This window comes from Nakamurella lactea DSM 19367, from assembly GCF_000426645.1.
Classification (GTDB): domain Bacteria; phylum Actinomycetota; class Actinomycetes; order Mycobacteriales; family Nakamurellaceae; genus Nakamurella; species Nakamurella lactea.
The window spans coordinates 67,746-84,486 of sequence record NZ_AUFT01000019.1 but is presented as its reverse complement, the minus strand read 5'-3'; the positions used below and the strand labels follow the sequence as shown (position 1 = coordinate 84,486).

Below are 16,741 nucleotides of genomic sequence, written 5' to 3'. Positions count from 1 at the left end.
GCGTCAGCAGTTGGCGAAGGCGGCCTCGACGATCGCCTGGCCACCGTCGCCGCGCAGCGCGGCCCTGGCCAGCTGGCGATCGGCGTAGCGGCCGGCCGCCCAGGCCACCGCGTCGGCGACCGCGTCGGTGCTGCCGTCGACCAGATAGCCGGTGACGTCCGGCCACCATCCGACCCGCACCGGGTCACCGGAATCCGGGTCGCCGGAATCCGGGTCGCCGGAATCCGGGTCGCCGAGCCGAACCGTCAGCCCGGGCCGCAACTGCACGTCCGGTGGCGGTCCGGCGAGGCCGAGCACGTCGGCGATAGCCGCGATCTGGGCCGAGAGCTGTTGCGCCGCACCCGCTGACGCCGCCGGCGGCGAGCTGACCTCGACCTGCCAGCGGCCGGCCGCCACCGGCAGGTCGAACAGTTCGGCGGTGTCCGCCGGGTCGTTGCCGGGCGCCACCACCGTCTCCGGAGACAGCAGCTGCGCCCACCATGGACCGTCCGGCACCACCGCGTCCGCGGCGTCCACCGCGGTGCCGGCGAGGGTGCGGACGGTGGCCGGTAATGCCAGATCGGTACGCCCGGCCAGCAGGGTCGCGATCCGGCCGGTGACGGCGGCCACCGCGGCCGGCCGCAGCCGCCGTTCGGGGTCGCAGAACCGGTCAAGCAGCAGTTGTGGATCGGCGTCGACGGCCGCCGCCAGATCCGGCAGCACACCGATCGCCGCGGCGACCGCAGGGTCGATGCCATCAGCGGATCCGGGCAACGGGTCGTACAACCCGGCCAACTCGTCGGCCCCTGGGCAGCGGAACTCGGTCGGGCGCCGCCCGTCGAACCGGGCGTTGCGGCGCAACCACCACGCGGGGTGACTCAGCCCGGTCGAGTTCCCGAGCAACGCCGCCCTGGCCGCCGGTTCGGCCGCGATCCCCGCCAGCACAGCCGGCCAATCGGCGTCGTCGAACAGGTCGAGTTCGGCGATGGCCGACGACGTGCCGTCGCCGGCCGCCGGGTCGTCGAGCCAAGCGTCGAGGTCCGGCAACAGGTCGGCGGCCCGCGGATCGTCCGCGCCGATCACCAGCAGCCCGGCACGGACGCCGGCGGCCACCAGCACCTCGCGCGGCCAGCGAGCGGGCCACAGCGGATGCACCGTCGGCAGATCATCCTCGGCGATCAGCGCCCGCCACGGCGAGTCCGCCAATAGCAGCCCGCCGGCCGGCCATGGCTCGCCGTCGGCGTCGCTGAGCACCAGGTCGGCGAGCACGCCGGGCTCGGCCCGGCCGCCGGCGGCGACCAGGTCAAGTACCAGGGCGGCGAGCACCGCCGGTGACACCCCGTCCATCGGGTCCGCCGCGACTCCCCAACCGTCGTCAGATCCGGCACCGTCGTCAGACCCGGCACCGTCGTCAGACCCGGCACCGTCGTCAGCGCCGCCGCCGCCGTCAGATCCGGCACCGACCGTCACCCGATCGCCGACTGCCATCTCGTCGACGGCCGCCATGGCGACATCGACGCAGCCGGCCGACAGCGCTTCCGGTTCGATGCCTCCGTCGTCCAGATCGGCTGCGCAGCGGGCGATCTCGTCGCGCAGCGCCTCGGCTCCCAGCAGCGCGTCCGGGTCTGCGTGCTGCGCGCCGAGCCGCTGCAGCAATGGGTGTGCCGCCAGCGGGTGCACCATTCGCAGACCGGGCAGCGCCGTGGCAGCCCGGACCGCCAGCGGCTCGGCACCGGCCACCGGCAGGAGCAGTCCGCGGGCACCGATCACCTGCCGGCCATCGGCCAACGGGACCGGCAGGCCGGCCAGAGCATCGGCGTCGAAGGCGGCGAGTCCGTCGTAGATCCGCCGCCAGAACTCCGGCGGGCGGACGACGGACGCCAGGGCATCGACGGCGGCACTCACCGTCAGCTCACGGACGCCGAGCACCCGGCGGGCGGCCTGCTCCGCGGATGAGCCGGCGGGCAGCAGGCCCGGCAGCGCCTGGGCGAACTGCCCGATGGTGTCCTGGTCGACACCGGGGACGGTGACGGCGTCCGGCGGGGTCAGCGGGTCGCCGAGTGCGCCGACCAGCAACGGCGCCGCGCGCCAGCCCTGCAGTACCGCCTCGCGCAGCCGACCGTCCACCGGTCCGGCCGGAAACCCGTTGGGCGGCACCAACAGCCAGCGACGCCGCGGCTCGATCGCCGCCACCAGCTGCAGATAGGCCTCGGCCGCCCGACCGAGCACGAACGCATCCAAATCGCCGTCGGTGAGGTGCCGGCGGGTCTCGTCCACCTCGAACGTCCCGATCAGCCTGGCCGGGAAGCTCAGCAGCTCGTCGGTGGGCGTCGGCGCGCACAACGACGCCGGTGTCTGCAGCGGTTCGTCGGGCAGCACCCAGCCGACCCGCCAGCCGATCCGCAGCTGCTGTTCCACCGGCAGGTTGCGCAACAGCAGCTCGGGTAGCTCGCCATCGGCGGTCAGCACCGTGAACCCGGAGACCCGATCCGGTTCCCCGACAACCGATTCCACCAGCTCGATGCGGTTGCCGGCGCCGCGGCGGCGGGCGATCGCGCGGTCGTCGAACAGCACCTCCTGCAGGTCCGGCAGCGCCCAGAACAGATGATCGGTGACGTCACGCCGCCAGCGCTCCAGCAGCTCGTCCGGGTCGATGTCGTCGTTGCACGGCAGCCGGACCTCGGTGGTGAACCCGTCCGGCGGCGGCTGACGATCCGTCGACGGCCAGCACAGCCGCAGCGTCGGGACCACCCCGCGGCGTAGCTCAAGTTCCGCGTCCAACTCTCGGTTCCCTTGAGCAGCAACGGCTTCCGCGGTGCGTTCGGCCGAGAACTCGACTCCGCCTGAGCTGGAGATCACCCGCGGAGCGTCGGAAACGGCCAGCACCGCGGTGAACCCGACGCCGAAGTGGCCGGTGCTGGCCAGGTCGACGCGTTTGGCCGAGGCACGCAGGCTGGCCAGCGCCGCCACACCGGCCGCGCCCAGCGGAGCGCCGGTGTTGGCCACCCACAGCTCGGGGCGACCGTCGCCGGAACCGTTCCGCGACACGGTGATCCGGATTCGCGCCGGCTCACCGGCGGCTCGGGCCGCATCGACGGCATTGGCCGCGAGTTCGACCAGCACCCGGTCGCCGTAGCCGCGGGACAACGCCTCCTCGGCGTTGGCATCCTCGCGGAACCTGGACGGCGAGGCCACCCAGGTGGACAGCACCGCAGCGCGCAGCGCGGCGGTGCCGAACGGATCGGTCACGTCAGCCGAGATCGGAAGCCTGGTCGGATGTCTGCCCCGACGCCCGGTCGGCGGTGGGGTCGGCAGCCGGGTGCTCCGCCGGGCCCGCCTCCAGGGCAGCCAGGACGGGCGCCGGATCCAGCGCCGCCACCGGCTGGGGTCCGGCCGTCAGCGCCCTGATCAACGGGTCGAGGTCGGTGATCACGGCCAGTGCGGCGGCGGTGATCTCGGCGAAGGTGTTGTCCGGCGCACCCGCGACCGGGTCGGCGGCAAGCGTCGTTGCGCCGCGCGGGCGGGCATGCACGTCCATCAGCAATTCGTCGATCACCGCGTCCGGGATATCGATCGGGTGCAGCACGGCGGCGGCCGCCTCGGAGTGGGCCCCACAGCCGAAGCCGAGATCGACCACCCGGCCGCCGGCCGGACCGAATTCGTTGCCGCAGGCGCCGAACATCGCGCCCAGCGACCCGGCCAGCGGCAGGTAGAACGCGCAACTGACGCAGTGCCCTGGTGCCTGTTTGGCCATCTCGGAATCGGGGCCGAACGGTCCGTCGTGCCAGGCCTCGGCGATCGCTTCGCGGCCCTCGCGGCCCATCACCCTGACCCGTCCCAGCCCGAGCTCGATGGCCAACTCCTCGACCGCCGGGTCGTCGGACTGCAGATAGGCGGGGACCAGACGCTCGTCATCGGGCGCGGTGGGCAGCAGGTCGCCCGGGCCGAGGTCCTCCGGCCGAACCCGCTGTTCCCATGGCACCCACTCCGGCGCCAGCAGCGCGTCGGGACCGGGCAGCATCACGACCTCGCTGATCGTCACCGGGTCGTCGGCCACCTTCGCCAGCGTCACCGACCAGCGCCAGCCCCGGTAGCCGGCGAGTTCGGCCTCGAACGAGGCGATGGTGGCGACGTCGTCAACGGCGACCGCGTCGACGAACGCACCGACCGCGGACGCCGCGCCTGCCTCCTCGACCGCGGCCGCCCTGGCGCGCTGCACGCTGGTCGCCGGCAGGTCTACTGGCCGCAGGGTCGCGGCGTCGTTCTCGGTGGTGATCACAGCTCTCATGATGCCGCACCGCGGGGTGGCGGTGGTTCGTCGGCTCTATCCGGTGCCCCGGAGAGCGCTGGTACGGCAGGATGGAGGGATGCCGGACCGGGGTGACGAGACCGAGGCGCAGGGCAGTTCCCCTGTGCCTGGTTCGCCCCCACCCGGTGCGGCCGGTCAGCCGCGGACCGGACCCGACGGCCGCCGCCCCGGGCCCGCCGAGCACCCGACCACCGCGCTGCCGCGCGGAACCGGAGGTCAGCGGGTGCCGGTCCCCCCGCGTCAGCCCGAACCGACCAGGCAGCTGCCGCGGCCCCAGCCCGATCGATCGGCCGCCCGCGGCCGACCGCCGGCGCCAGATCCACGACGGTCCAGGTCGTCCGGCCGGCCGGTGCCGCCCGACCGCGGCCGGCACGACGCACCCGCCGGCTACCAGCAGCCCGCCGGCCACCAGCAGCCCCCGGGCTACCAGCAGCCTCCCGGCTACCAACCACCACCCGGCTACCAGGAACGGGCGGACCCCCGCGACGAGGGTTACCCCGAAGACCGATATCCCCAGCGGGAGTTCCGCGACCCTGGCTACCGCGAGCAGGACTACCGGGATCCGGGGCGCCGGGAGGCCGACTACCCAGGTTCCGGGTATCCGTACCCCGGTGCGGCCGGTCCCCGACGGGACGACGCCGCCCGCGGCTACCGACAGGCGGCCGACGGGGATCGGTACCAGCGGCGCGACCGTGAAGTCCCCGGCTACACCGGTGGCGGCTACGACGACCGCGGCGACACCGATCCGGGCTACGACGATCGCGGCTACCGGGACGCTGCCTACGAACCACCCGCCTACGACGACCCTGCCGACGGCCGACCGGCGGCTCGCGGACGGGGCTACGGCCAGCGCGACGACCGGAGCGACTACTACCGGGACGAGCGCTACCCGGAACACGATCCGCGGGCCGACCATGGCCCGCGACACCCGGATCGGCAGCCGCCGGCCGACTGGACCGGCAGCGACCATGCCGGTCCGGCCGCTCCCCCGGGCGGTGCCGAGCATCGCCAAGGCACTCCGGCCGCGCACCGCGGCGAGCACCTACCGCCGTACACCGCACCGGATCCGACGGCCGAGGGCGATCGGCGCGGACCACGGAAGCTGACGGTGGCCAGGGTCGCCGCGATGCGCAGCAAGGAACTCACCAACCGTGGCGTACAGATGTTCCAGAAGGCAGCATCGGCCGACGGCGCCGACCGGTCGGGACTGACCCACCTGACCTACGCGGTGATGGCCAACTACGCGGTGGACGCAGCGCTGGCGGTCGCCCTGGCCAATACCTTGTTCTTCGCGGCCGCATCTGCCGAGTCGACCGGCAAGGTGCTGCTGTACCTGCTGATCACCGTCGCGCCGTTCGCGGTGATCGCCCCGTTCATCGGGCCGCTGCTGGACCGGATCCAGAACGGCCGCCGCGTCGCGCTGGCCGTCTGCAGCTTCGGGCGCAGCGTGCTGGCGATCGTGATGGCGTTCAACTTCGACTCCTGGCTGCTGTACCCGGCTGCACTGGGCATGATGGTGCTGTCGAAATCCTTCGGCGTGCTGAAGGCCGCGCTCACCCCGCGAGTGCTCCCGGAACAGATCACCCTGGTCAAGACCAACTCCCGGCTGACGGTCTTCGGGCTGGTCGCCGGCGGCGTGTCCGGCGGCATCGCGGCCGCCTTCGCGGCACTGTCCAGCTCGTCAGGCGCGCTCGTCTGGACCGCACTGTGCGGGGTGGCCGGCGGCGTGCTCTGCCTGCGTATCCCCGCCTGGGTCGAGTCGACCGCCGGCGAGGTCCCGGTCCAGCACAGCGTGGTGATCGAACGCAACCAGCGAAGGTTCCCGCCGATGGTGTCGGCGACGTTGTGGGCGAACGTGGCGAACCGGGTCGAGACCGGGTTCCTGGCCCTGTTCATCGCGTTCGTGGTGAAGACCGAGTACAGCCACCTGACCGGATTCAAGCAGCTGCTGCTACTGGGCATCGTCGGCGCGGCCGCGGGTGCCGGCGGGTTCCTGGGCAACGCGCTCGGCGCCCGGCTGCCGCTGACCAACCCGGCCAAGACCGCCTGGCTGGCCGTGGTGGCAGTGGCCGTTACCACCTTGATCGCGATGCTCGTGCCCGGTCTGGCGATGGGCGCGATCGTCGGGCTGGTCGGCTCGACGTCGTCGTCGCTGGCCAAGGTCTGCCTCGACTCGGTGCTGCAGCACGAACTGCCGGAGGCGAGCCGCGCCTCGGCGTTCGGGATGAGCGAATCGGCGCTCCAGTTGGCCTGGGTGTTCGGCGGGGTCGTCGGGCTGCTCTTCGGCGGCATCCTGCATCTGCGCGGTGACCCCGTCTACACCATCGGATTCGGCGTCGTCACGCTGCTGGTCTCGCTCGGCCTGGTGCAGAGCTGGCTGGCCCGCAGCGGCCGCACCATGGTGCCCGCCCTCTCGGTCGGCAACATCTTCCGCCGCACTCCGAAGGGTCACCGGCCGACCGGAGCGGGCCCGTCCGGGCCGACCGGCACCGCTGAGATGACGTTGCCGCCGACGTCAGGGACGGATGCGCCGCGCCGGCGGCCGACGCCGAGAAAGGCCGGGAAACCGCGGTGACGAAACGCCCACCGATAGCCGCTCGTTGGTGGGTGGCGCTGGTCCTGCCGGTCGCCCTGGCGGTGGCCGGCTGTTCGGCGCCGCTCCCCGGCGTCAGCTTCTATGGCGACCGCCACTCGGTGGCCAGCACGCCGAGCCTGTGGTGTGCGCCGGACGAGGACGTCACCGCCGTGCAGTGCCGGGTCGACACCGGCGACTCGCAGGCTCCGCGCCTGCGGCTGAGTCGGGGCGCCGCGGTTTCGGTGAACGTGCCGGCCGGGGTGGCCACCGCGCCGTGGGTGGTGCTGTTCCAGTACAAGGACGCCAAGGGCGCCGTGCAGGAGGGCCGTGGGCCGCTGTTCGGGCCGGGCACCCGGCAGGCCTACATCCTGCGACCGCCGTCCGCCGTCGACCAGCTGACCAGGGTCGAGGTGCAGAGCGGTCTGACGCCCGTCTCCACCGAGACGGGCACCGGGGTCGACTACGCCGCGACCCGCACCTGGGTGCTGCTGATCGACCCGGCCACCTAGCCACCGCCTGGCCCCGGCCGGCGACCAGAACGGCCACCACCGGCGACCGCGGGCTGGCTCAGGCGTCCAGTTCGCCGGCGACGGCGCGGAGCACGTCGGCGATCCGGCCGGCGATCGCCCGGTCCGGGTAGCGACCGCGACGCAGGTCGGGCAGTGCCTTCGATTCGAGCAGCTTGATCATGTCGTCGACCAGGCCGTGCAGTTCCTCGGCGGGCCGGCGGCTGGCGGCGGCCACCGACAGTGGCGCGTCCAGCACGGTGACCTGCAATGCCTGCGGGCCCTTGCGACCGTCCGCGACGCCGAACTCCACCTTCTGCCCCGGCTTGAGCGCGGTGACGCCGGCCGGCAGCGCCGACGAGCGCACGTGGACGTCCGGCCCGCCCTCCTGGGCGATGAAGCCGAACCCCTTGTCGGCGTCGTACCACTTCACGCGTCCGCTCGGCATGGACCTTCACCCGTTCTCTCGACATCGTTCGACAGCACACTTCGACAACAACCCTGGACACAGCAGCAGCCGCACGACTCGATCGGAAATCGAAACCGTGGGGGCCCACCTACTGGTCTCTCGGGGGCATCTGACGCCGTCGTGGCGGACGTCGGATCTGCTGTCAAGCCTACTGGCGTCCGCGAGCCGAATCGACCGCGTCGGATCGCCCGGGCGTGGTCGGCGCCGGGCCACGCCCCGCCTATCCTGGACCGGTGACCAGCTCCGAATCGGCGGCGTCCCGCCCGTCCCGCGCCGCGACGCCCGCCGACCCGTCCGACGCACCGAGCGTCCGGCCGAAGGCGAGGCCGGCCGGGCTGCGCCGGGCTCCGATGGTGTTCCGGATCGCCATGGCACTGTTCTGTGTCGGCGGCTCGGCGTTGCTGGTCGTGCTGGTGATGTTCGCCTCGGGCACCAGGGACTTCCCACTGTGGTTGTGGCTGCTGGTGGCACTGGCGCCGGTCGGCCTGCTGGTCGGGGCGTTCGGGGTACGCAAGGCCGGCCTGTCCCTCGGCCCCTGACGGGCCCCTCGGCCCCTGGACCGGCGGCGAACCGGGATCAGTGAACGGTCGCCAGTAGGTAGGTGTCCAGCCAGTTGCGGAAGTGGGTCAGGTCCGGCAGCACCACGTCGGCCCCGGCGGCCGCCAGGTCCTCGGCGCTGATCGGGCCGGTGGCCACCCCGACCGCCAACGCGTCGGCCGCCCTGGCGCCGGTGATGTCGCCGAGGTGGTCGCCGACATAGATCTCCGCCCCGTGCTCGGCCAGCGCCGCCCCCTTGGCCGCGCTCCAGAGCTCGCCGATCACCAGATCCACCTCGAGTCCGAGTTCCTGCAGGTGCCGCTCGCCGTGCCGCCCCAGCTTCGCCGTCACCACGATCGCCCGTCCGCCCTGCTCACGGACGGCGGCCAGCGCCTCCGCGGCGCCCGGCAGCGTCCGGGTGGCGGGGATGACGATGTCCGGATACAGCTCACGGAACCTGGCGATCAGCCGTTCGACGGTCGCCACGTCCAGCCCGTAGCGGGCGAATTCGTTCTGCAACGGGGGCCCGAGCCGGGTGACGAACCCGCGACCGTCCAGCGGCAACGCCGTTTCGGCCGCGAGCACGTCGAACAACTCGACCATTCCCGGGCGCGGGTCGATCAGAGTCATATCGAGGTCGAAGCCGACGGTGAAGGTCACCGGCTGAGCGTACGGGCGAGAATCCGGACAGACCGCCCGGGAGCGTCGTCCGATACCCACTGGGTTCCGTACGGTGACCGACCCGTTACGTCCCGAGTGACCGGTGCCACAGATTGTGGTCGAAGCCGGATTCGCCGACGATTCGGACGTCCACCGAACGGGTGATTTCCGGGCCCTCCCGGTGGCGGAAAACCGCATCTCCTCGACGCGACGACCGACGGCGTGACCTGCACAAACGCTCAAGATCTCGGTTGTATTACGAAAGTTACCGTTCCGTAATCCCAAATTTCCGGGGTTTTCCCTGATGCCGGGCGTCCGTATCGTCGTCAACGGCCCTGGGGATCCGCCCTGTGGCCACCCTCTCCGGAGCGGCGCCGAACGCTGTCCACGTTACCGGAGACCCGACACAGCAGAAAGCACGGACAGCGGCGGGGGACCCAAGAAGTACGGCAACGCTCCGGTGTTGCCTTGGGGTGAAGTCGGCAGAAATGCCGGCCGGGCACTACCCGGGTGCAGACAGTGGAGTCCGCTCCCGATGTCGCACCGCCCGAACCCGACAGCTCACTTCGCAGGCGCACGCATACGGGAGATGTACATGAACCGCTACAAGGGCCGTCACCGCAAGCCTTCCACCGTCCGCACCGTCGCCGTTCGCGCGGCCACCGCGGGCGTCGTCATCGGTGTTCCGACGATCGTCGCCGTCACTCCGGCGTCCGCCACCCCCGAGTCCGTCTGGGACGCGGTGGCGCACTGTGAGTCGACCAACAACTGGAGCATCAACACCGGCAACGGCTACTACGGCGGGCTGCAGTTCTCGCAGTCCACCTGGAATGCTTACGGCGGCCAGAGCTACGCGCCGCGCGCCGATCTCGCCACCAAGGCACAGCAGATCGCGATCGCCGAGCGCACCCTCGCCGGCCAGGGCGCCGGCGCCTGGGCCTGTGCAGGTGCCGGTGGTCTCTACGGCTACTCGGGCAACTCGAACGCCACCGCCGGCAGCAGCACCCCGGCCCCGGCGGCCAAGACCGAGTCGGCACCGCGGCAGGCGTCCGCACCGGCCTCGGCCGATGCCAGCGGCAGCTACACCGTCCGGTCGGGCGACACCCTCTCGGGCATCGCCTCGCAGTTCGGGATCTCCTGGCAGACCCTGTGGGCCAACAACAAGAGCACCGTCTCCAACCCGAACGTGATCAGCGTCGGCCAGCGGCTCGCGGTCTCCGGTTCGGCCAAGGCCGAGGCTGCTGCCCCGGCGGCCGCCGCCCCGGCTGCCACCTCCGCGAAGGCTTCCGGCAAGACCTACACGGTGAAGTCCGGCGACGCGCTGTACAAGATCGCCCAGGCGCAGGGCATCTCCGGCGGCTGGCAGGCGCTGTACGCCGCCAACAAGGGTTCCATCTCGGACCCGAACGTGATCAGCGTCGGCCAGGTCCTGCAGCTCGTCGGCTGACCTGGCAGTCCCGTCACCGCAGTACCGAAGCACCGAACGCCGCAGCTCGCTGTGGACCGTTCGACCTGGGCCCCGCATCCGATCAGGATGCGGGGCCCATGTCGTACCCAGAGTTTCGAACTTTCGGTTGAGGCGACCGCGCGCCGGACCACCTAGCGTTGGAAGTACACCAGCGCAGGCGCCAAGTGCCGCGCTCCCAGCGAAAGGTTCCTCGTGAAGAAGCTCGTCATCGCAGCGATGGTCTACACCGCTCTCGGCCTGGCCGGCGGATTGCTCTTCCGGGAGGCGACGAAGAGCGCGGGACCGAACGGAGAGGCGTTCACCGGGCACACCGAGCTGGCCGTCGTGCACACCCACCTGCTGGTCCTCGGCCTGCTGGTGATGCTGATCGTGCTCGCCCTGGACAAGCTGTTCGCGCTGTCCGGCAGCAAGGTCTTCGGCTGGTTCTTCTGGGTCTACAACGCCGGTCTGGTCGTCACCGTGACGATGATGGTGATCATCGGTTTCCGGCAGATCGACAAGCCGGAACTGGTCGACACCCCGGCGGCACTGGCCGGCATCGCGGGACTGGGCCACATACTGCTGACCGCCGCGCTCGTATTGTTCTTCGTCAGCCTCTACCCGGCGGTCACCAAGGGTGAGAAGCCCGCGGTCGCCCGGGAGATCGGCTGATCCGCGGGGCTGACGAACGTCAGCCCCGGGATCCGAACGGGTCGTCGGTGTGCCCGACCAGCTCGGCCACCGAGTCCAGCACCATCGACGGCCGGTACGGATAGGCGTCCATGCTGTCCCTGCTGGAAATGCCGGTGAGCACCAGGATCGTCGCCAGTCCGGCCTCGAGGCCGGCGATCACGTCGGTGTCCATCCGGTCGCCGATCATCAGGGTCGACTCGCTGTGCGCGCCGAGGGCACGCAGCGCCGAGCGCATCATCAACGGGTTGGGCTTGCCGACGAAATACGGCGAGCGGCCGGTGGCCTTCTCGATCAGCGCCGCCACTGCGCCGGCGGCCGGCAGCACGCCGTTGCGCGACGGACCGGTGGGATCCGGGTTGGTGGCGACGAACCTGGCGCCGCCGTTGATCAGCCGGATCGCGGTGGTCAGCGCCTCGAACGAGTAGGTCCGGGTCTCCCCCAGCACCACATAGTCCGGATCCCGGTCGGTGATGATGTAGCCGGCCTCGTGCAGCGCGGTGGTGAGCCCGACCTCGCCGATCACGAACGCGGTGCCGTGCGGGCGCTGGGACTTCAGGAACTCGCCGGTGGCCAGCGCCGACGTCCAGATCCGGTCCTCCGGGATGTTCAGGCCGGTGGCCGACAGCCTGGCCGTCAGGTCGCGGCGGGTGAAGATCGGGTTGTTGGTCACCACCAGGTAGTCAAGGCCCCGTTCGGTGAGCTCGGCGATGAACTCATCGGCGCCCGGCACCAGGTGCTCCTCGTGGACCAGCACACCGTCCATGTCCATCAGGTACGACCAGCGGGTCGGATCGTCGGCCTGCATGGTCGGGTCGGGGTCTTCGCGTGGGGTCACCGGTACATCTTCCCGTGCCCGCTGCCCGGATACCGCACGAGGTTCACCTGTGCTCCATTCACCGCGGGAACATTCGAACCTGGGTCGCTTTCACTTCGACCCGGACGTCCGCCCCGGGTTCGATCGGCAGCGCGGCGACCGCCGCGGGGGTGACGTCGGCGGCCAGCACGATCGGCGAGTCGTTGACGCTGACTCGCAGCCGCACCGCCGACGGCCCCTGCTCGGCCTGCAGCACCCGGCCCGCCCAGACATTGCGCGGGCTGCCGGCCCCCGCCCGGTGCAGCGGGTCGGCCGGGAACACCGCCACCGCCGACGGCGGGAACACCCCGGCGGCCGCCGATCCGGTGAGCGGCTGTTCGGCGATGCCGGCCAGCTCGATGCCGTCCTGCGTGCGTAGCGTGCTTGTCCCGCTCGGCGCGCCCAGCACCAGGTTGAGCCCGGCCAGGGCGGCGCCGAACTCGGTGCCCGGCTCGGTGAGCATCCGCTCGGTGCTCCCGGCGTCGACGATCCGCCCCGCGTTCATCACCAGCACCCGATCGGCCAGCACCGCCGCGTCCAACACCTCGTGGGTGACCACCACGGTGGTCTGTTCGGCGGCACGCAGGTGTTCGCGCAGCAGCTGCCGGATCTCACCGGCGGTCCGCACATCGGCGGCGGCCAGCGGCTCGTCCAGCAACAGCAGGTCGGGCTCGGCGGCCAACGCCCTGGCCAGCGCCACCCGCTGCCGCTGCCCGCCGGACAGCTGGGCCGGCAGCCGGTCGGCCAGACCGGCCAGGTCCAGCCTGGCCAGCCAGTCCCGGGCGGTCCTGCGCGCCGTTTCCCGGTGCACGCCTTGGGATCTCGGTCCGAACTCGATGTTCTGTATCGCGCTCAGGTGCGGGAACAGCAGCGGGTCCTGGCCCATCAGGCCGATCCGGCGCCGGTGCGGCGGCACGGTCACGGTCCCGGTCAGTTGCCGGCCGGCCAGTTGCCGGCCGGCCAGTTCCACCTCGGCCCGTTGCGGCGCGATCAAGCCCGAGATCGCCCGCAGGGTGGTCGATTTGCCGCAGCCGTTAGGCCCGAGCAGGGCAATGATCTCCCCGCGGTCGGCGGTCAGCGACAATTCGACGTCGAAGCCGCCGCGGGGCACCAGTACGTCGGCCGCGAAGAACGGCCGTGACCGGCCGGCAGGGTCGGCAGGTTTGGCGGTGTCCGCGCCGGGGATGCTCATACCGGCGACCGCCGGGGTCGGATCCAGATCAGGATCGCCACCGCCAGCAGGATCAGCAGCAGCGACATCGCCACTGCCGCATCGGTGCTGGCGCCGGCGCCGTTGAACGCCGTGTAGATGGCCAGCGGCATGGTCCGGGTGACGCCCTGGGCGTTGCCGGCGAACAGCGCGGTGGCACCGAATTCACCGAGCGCCCTGGCGAAGCACAGTGCGGTTCCGGTGGCGATGGCCGGGCCGAGCAGCGGCAGCGTCACCCGGCGCAGAACGGTCCACCGGCCGGCACCCAGGGTGGCCGCGACCGCCTCGTACCGACTGCCGACACTGCGCACCGCGCCCTCCAGGGTGAGCACCAGGAACGGCAGCGCGACAAAGGTTTCGGCGATCACCACCGCGATGGTGGTGAAGGCGATCCTGGCGCCGAACCAGACGAACAGGTAGTGGCCGGCCAGCCCGTTGACGCCGAGCAGGTAGAGCAACGCGATGCCGCCGACCATCGGCGGCAGCACCAGCGGCACGGTGACCAGGGCCCGGACGATGCGGCTGCCGGCGCCGTCGCCGCGGGACAGCACGATCGCCAGCGGAGTGCCGAGCAGCAGGCACAACAGGGTGGCGGCGATGCCGCACTTGAGCGAGAGCCACAGCGCCGCCCTGGATTCCTCGGAGACCAGCGCCCGGGGCACCTGCGCCCAGTCCGCCTTGATCAGCAGGGCGGCCAGCGGCAGCACCAGCAACGCCACTGCCAGCGCGGCCGGCAGGTAGGTCCAGCGCGGCAGGCCGACCGCGACCGCGTCATTGCGGACGGCCGCCGGGCTGACCGCGCCCCCGCGGCTCACGGACCGGCGAAGCCGAAGCCGGCCAACACCTTCTGGCCCGCATCGCTGGTCACCAGATCGACGAAGGCCTGGCCGCCGGCGGCGTTCGGCGCGGTTTTGAGCACCCCGATCGGGTACTTGTTGACTGCCTGGGCGGCCTCCGGGAAGTCGATACCGTCGACCTTGCCGGCGGACGCCGCTACGTCGGTCTTGTAGACCAGCCCGGCGTCGGCCTCACCGGTACTCACCTTCGTCAGCACCGCCTTGACGTTCTCCTCCTCGCTGGCCGGCGTCACCGTCACCTTGGCGGCATCCAGGGCGGTGTGCGCGGCACTGCCGCAGGGCACCTCGGCGGCGCAGAGCACCGTCACCACATCCGATTTCGCGAGATCGGCCAGTCCGCTGATCTTCTTCGGGTTGCCGGGGGCGACGGCGATCTGCAAGGTGTTGGAGGCGAACAATGCCGGCGTGCCGGCCAGCAGCGAGGCGTCGGTGGCCTTCGCCATGTTCTTCTCGTCGGCGCTGGCGAACACATCGGCCGGGGCGCCACCGATCAGCTGGGTGACCAGGGTGGAACTGCCGTCGTAGGAGAGCTTCACCGTGGTGCCGGGGTACTTCGCCTCGAAGTCCTTGGCCAGCGCGTCGAAGGACGCGGTCAGCGAGGCGGCGGCGTACACCGTCACCGTGCCGGTCACCTTGCCACCGGTCCCGTCGGCAGAGTCCGAGCCGGCCGCGCCGGAGTCGCCGGCGCCGGACCCCTCGGCAGCACTGGCGTCTCCGGCGGCGGTCGACGTATCGGTGCCCCCGCTCGCGTTGCCCGTGGAGTCGGAACCGCAGCCGGTGACGAGCAGGACCGCAGCCACCAAGGCGGCAGACAGGCCGGTGAGGCGACGATTCATCTGCCACTCCTAGGGGTTTCGACGATGACGGTGGTGGCTTTGACCACGGCGACCGCCAGTGATCCGACCTCCAGCTGAAGGTCGCGGACCGCCTCGGTGGACATCAGTGAGACCACCCGGTGCGGCCCGCACTGCATCTCCACCTGGGACATCACCGTGTCGGAGACGATCGCGGTGACCAGCCCGACGAACCGGTTGCGGGCCGACCGACCGATGCCGGACGGATCCTCGGCCGACGGAGAACGTTCGGCCTGATCGCGGGCGAACGCGGCCAGCACCGCCCCCTCGACGACCGCCCGGCCGGCGTCATCCGTGGTGGCGGTGAGCGCACCGGCATCGATCCAGCGACGCACGGTGTCGTCGCTGACGGCCAACAGCGTCGCCGCCTGGCCGATCCGGAAATGCGTCATGAACGGCACTCTACAGCCGCAACTGCGGATCCTCTTCCGCTACCCGGGGCACGATCTGCGACCGTCGGCAACCTGGCCCCCGCGACCGGCGTAGCGGGGTTGTCCCGGGACAACCCCGCTACGCCTGGAGGTTCGCCGGCCGCCGGGGGTGGGTGAGGGCGCTCAGTGCGCGGCGGCAGGCAGCGCCAGGGGTTCGTCATCCCCGCCCCGCGCGGGCAACGACGGCCGGGCATCGCGCCGGTCCATCGTCCCGGACAGGATCGCCAGCGCCAGCCCGATCGCGGACAACAAGGCGCCCACCACGTTCGGGGCCAGCAGCCCGAAGCCGCCGGCGATCACCATGCCGCCGAGGTAGGCGCCGATCGAGTTCGCCACGTTGAACCCGGACTGCACCGCCGCCGAGACCATCGACGGACTGCCGCCGGCCTTCTGCATCACCCTGGTCTGCACCATCGGGCCGATCAGGAAGCCGGCGAAGCCGATGGCCATCAGGGTGACCATCGCGCCGATCTTGCTGTTGGCGGTCAGCGTGAACAGCCCCAAGACCACGCCGAGCAACGCCAGTGATGCGTACATCCCAGGCATCAGCGCCCGGTCGGCGAGCCGGCCGCCGACGAGCACGCCGGCCGTCATCCCGATCCCGGCCAGCGCCAGCAACGGGGTGACGGACGACGACGCGAACCCGCTGACGTCGGTGAGCATCGGCGCGATGTAGCTCATGGTGGCGAAGGTGCCGCCGAGACCGAAGGTGACGATGGCCAGCGCCAGCCAGACCTGCGGCCGACGGAAGGCGGCCAGCTCGCTGCGGAATCCGGCGCCCTTGGGCTGCGGAGTCTCCGGCACCAGCAACTGGATGGCGCCGAGCGCGACCACGCCGATCAGCGCGACCACCACGAAGGTGGCTCGCCAGCCGACCCGCTGTCCGAGCATGGTGCCCAGCGGCACGCCGACCACATTCGCCAGCGTGAGCCCGACGAACATCCGGGAGATCGCCCTGGCCCTGCGGTTCTCATCGACCAACCCGGCAGCGACGATCGCGCCGGCCCCGAAGAAGGCCCCGTGCGGCAGGCCGGCCAGGAACCGGAACAGCATCCCGACCTGGACGTTCGGCGACACCGCGAACAGCAGATTGCCCAGCACGAACAGCGCCATCATGGCGCGCAGCAAGGTCTTTCGGCTCATCCGGGCGCAGGATGCGGTGATCAGCGGGGCGCCGATCACCACACCGATCGCGTAGGCGGTGATCAGGTTTCCGGCGGTCGGGATGTCGACGCCGAAGGTGGCGGCCACCTCGGGCAGCACGCCCATCATGACGAATTCGGTGGTACCGATGCCGAAGGCGGCAAGGGCGAGCGCAAGCAGTGCTGGGGGCACGGTGGAGCCTTCCGAGACTGGGTGGG

14 protein-coding genes, 1 pseudogene and 1 riboswitch are annotated in these 16,741 nt (G+C 71.6%); of the genes and pseudogenes, 5 read left to right on the top strand and 10 right to left on the bottom strand.

The annotated features are described in order from the left end of the window. Positions 1-3: 3 nt before the first annotated feature. Positions 4-3,228 (bottom strand): sacsin N-terminal ATP-binding-like domain-containing protein, encoded by a 3,225-nt coding sequence (locus K340_RS0118070; protein ID WP_029137737.1) that lies wholly within the window; start codon positions 3,226-3,228, stop codon positions 4-6. 1 nt (position 3,229) lies between these two features. Continuing rightward, complete coding sequence (locus K340_RS31265) at positions 3,230-4,267, bottom strand: DUF3027 domain-containing protein (protein WP_211229521.1); 1,038 nt, start codon at positions 4,265-4,267, stop codon at positions 3,230-3,232. A gap of 370 nt (positions 4,268-4,637) precedes the next feature. On the opposite strand from K340_RS31265, the gene K340_RS36730 reads away from it, so the two are divergent. Beyond that, positions 4,638-6,863, top strand: coding sequence for a hypothetical protein (locus K340_RS36730; protein ID WP_211229520.1), 2,226 nt, complete (start codon positions 4,638-4,640; stop codon positions 6,861-6,863). Then, the gene (locus K340_RS31255) at positions 6,860-7,372 is read left to right on the top strand and encodes a DUF2771 family protein (protein WP_084614620.1); all 513 of its coding nucleotides are present in this window, start codon (positions 6,860-6,862) and stop codon (positions 7,370-7,372) included. Before K340_RS36730 ends, K340_RS31255 begins: the two co-directional genes overlap by 4 nt. Positions 7,373-7,430: 58 nt before the next feature. Here the strand turns inward: K340_RS31255 and K340_RS37600 are convergent, their stop codons facing one another. Beyond that, positions 7,431-7,817: a cold-shock protein gene (locus tag K340_RS37600; protein ID WP_029137736.1), complete on the bottom strand. Its 387-nt coding sequence runs from the start codon at positions 7,815-7,817 to the stop codon at positions 7,431-7,433. A 254-nt stretch (positions 7,818-8,071) separates the two neighbouring features. Here K340_RS37600 and K340_RS36025 point away from each other — a divergent pair, with 254 nt between their 5' ends. Further along, positions 8,072-8,377 (top strand): hypothetical protein, encoded by a 306-nt coding sequence (locus K340_RS36025; protein WP_154674342.1) that lies wholly within the window; start codon positions 8,072-8,074, stop codon positions 8,375-8,377. Positions 8,378-8,414: 37 nt separating this feature from the next. Here the strand turns inward: K340_RS36025 and K340_RS0118040 are convergent, their stop codons facing one another. Continuing rightward, a complete protein-coding gene (locus tag K340_RS0118040; protein ID WP_029137735.1) occupies positions 8,415-9,035 on the bottom strand; it encodes an HAD family hydrolase in 621 nt (206 codons plus the stop codon). Between the two features lie 398 nt (positions 9,036-9,433). After that, positions 9,434-9,626, top strand: a riboswitch (cyclic di-AMP (ydaO/yuaA leader). 4 nt (positions 9,627-9,630) lie between these two features. Between K340_RS0118040 and K340_RS37595 the strand changes: the two are divergent. After that, positions 9,631-10,000 (top strand): annotated as a pseudogene (locus K340_RS37595) (transglycosylase family protein); the annotation flags it as partial. Between the two features lie 695 nt (positions 10,001-10,695). Then, the gene (locus tag K340_RS0118025) at positions 10,696-11,154 is read left to right on the top strand and encodes a DUF2871 domain-containing protein (protein WP_029137733.1); all 459 of its coding nucleotides are present in this window, start codon (positions 10,696-10,698) and stop codon (positions 11,152-11,154) included. A gap of 19 nt (positions 11,155-11,173) precedes the next feature. Here the strand turns inward: K340_RS0118025 and K340_RS0118020 are convergent, their stop codons facing one another. The 6 genes from K340_RS0118020 to K340_RS31245 form a co-directional block, all read right to left on the bottom strand. Beyond that, entirely contained in the window at positions 11,174-11,980 is an 807-nt protein-coding gene (locus K340_RS0118020) for an HAD-IIA family hydrolase (protein ID WP_029137732.1), read from the bottom strand. An 88-nt stretch (positions 11,981-12,068) separates the two neighbouring features. Continuing rightward, the gene (locus tag K340_RS0118015) at positions 12,069-13,220 is read right to left on the bottom strand and encodes a sulfate/molybdate ABC transporter ATP-binding protein (RefSeq protein ID WP_084614618.1); all 1,152 of its coding nucleotides are present in this window, start codon (positions 13,218-13,220) and stop codon (positions 12,069-12,071) included. Continuing rightward, positions 13,217-14,053 (bottom strand): ABC transporter permease, encoded by an 837-nt coding sequence (locus tag K340_RS0118010; RefSeq protein WP_029137730.1) that lies wholly within the window; start codon positions 14,051-14,053, stop codon positions 13,217-13,219. The genes K340_RS0118015 and K340_RS0118010 overlap by 4 nt, the downstream gene beginning before the upstream one ends. After that, positions 14,050-14,931 (bottom strand): molybdate ABC transporter substrate-binding protein, encoded by an 882-nt coding sequence (modA, locus tag K340_RS0118005; RefSeq protein WP_029137729.1) that lies wholly within the window; start codon positions 14,929-14,931, stop codon positions 14,050-14,052. The genes K340_RS0118010 and modA overlap by 4 nt, the downstream gene beginning before the upstream one ends. Beyond that, positions 14,928-15,341, bottom strand: a complete 414-nt coding sequence (locus K340_RS0118000; protein ID WP_029137728.1) for a TOBE domain-containing protein — start codon at positions 15,339-15,341, stop codon at positions 14,928-14,930. Before K340_RS0118000 ends, modA begins: the two co-directional genes overlap by 4 nt. 162 nt (positions 15,342-15,503) lie before the next feature. Continuing rightward, positions 15,504-16,715 carry an MFS transporter gene (locus tag K340_RS31245; protein WP_037365476.1) on the bottom strand — a complete coding sequence of 404 codons (1,212 nt, stop codon included), beginning with the start codon at positions 16,713-16,715 and terminating at the stop codon, positions 15,504-15,506. Between the last annotated feature and the right edge of the window lie 26 nt (positions 16,716-16,741).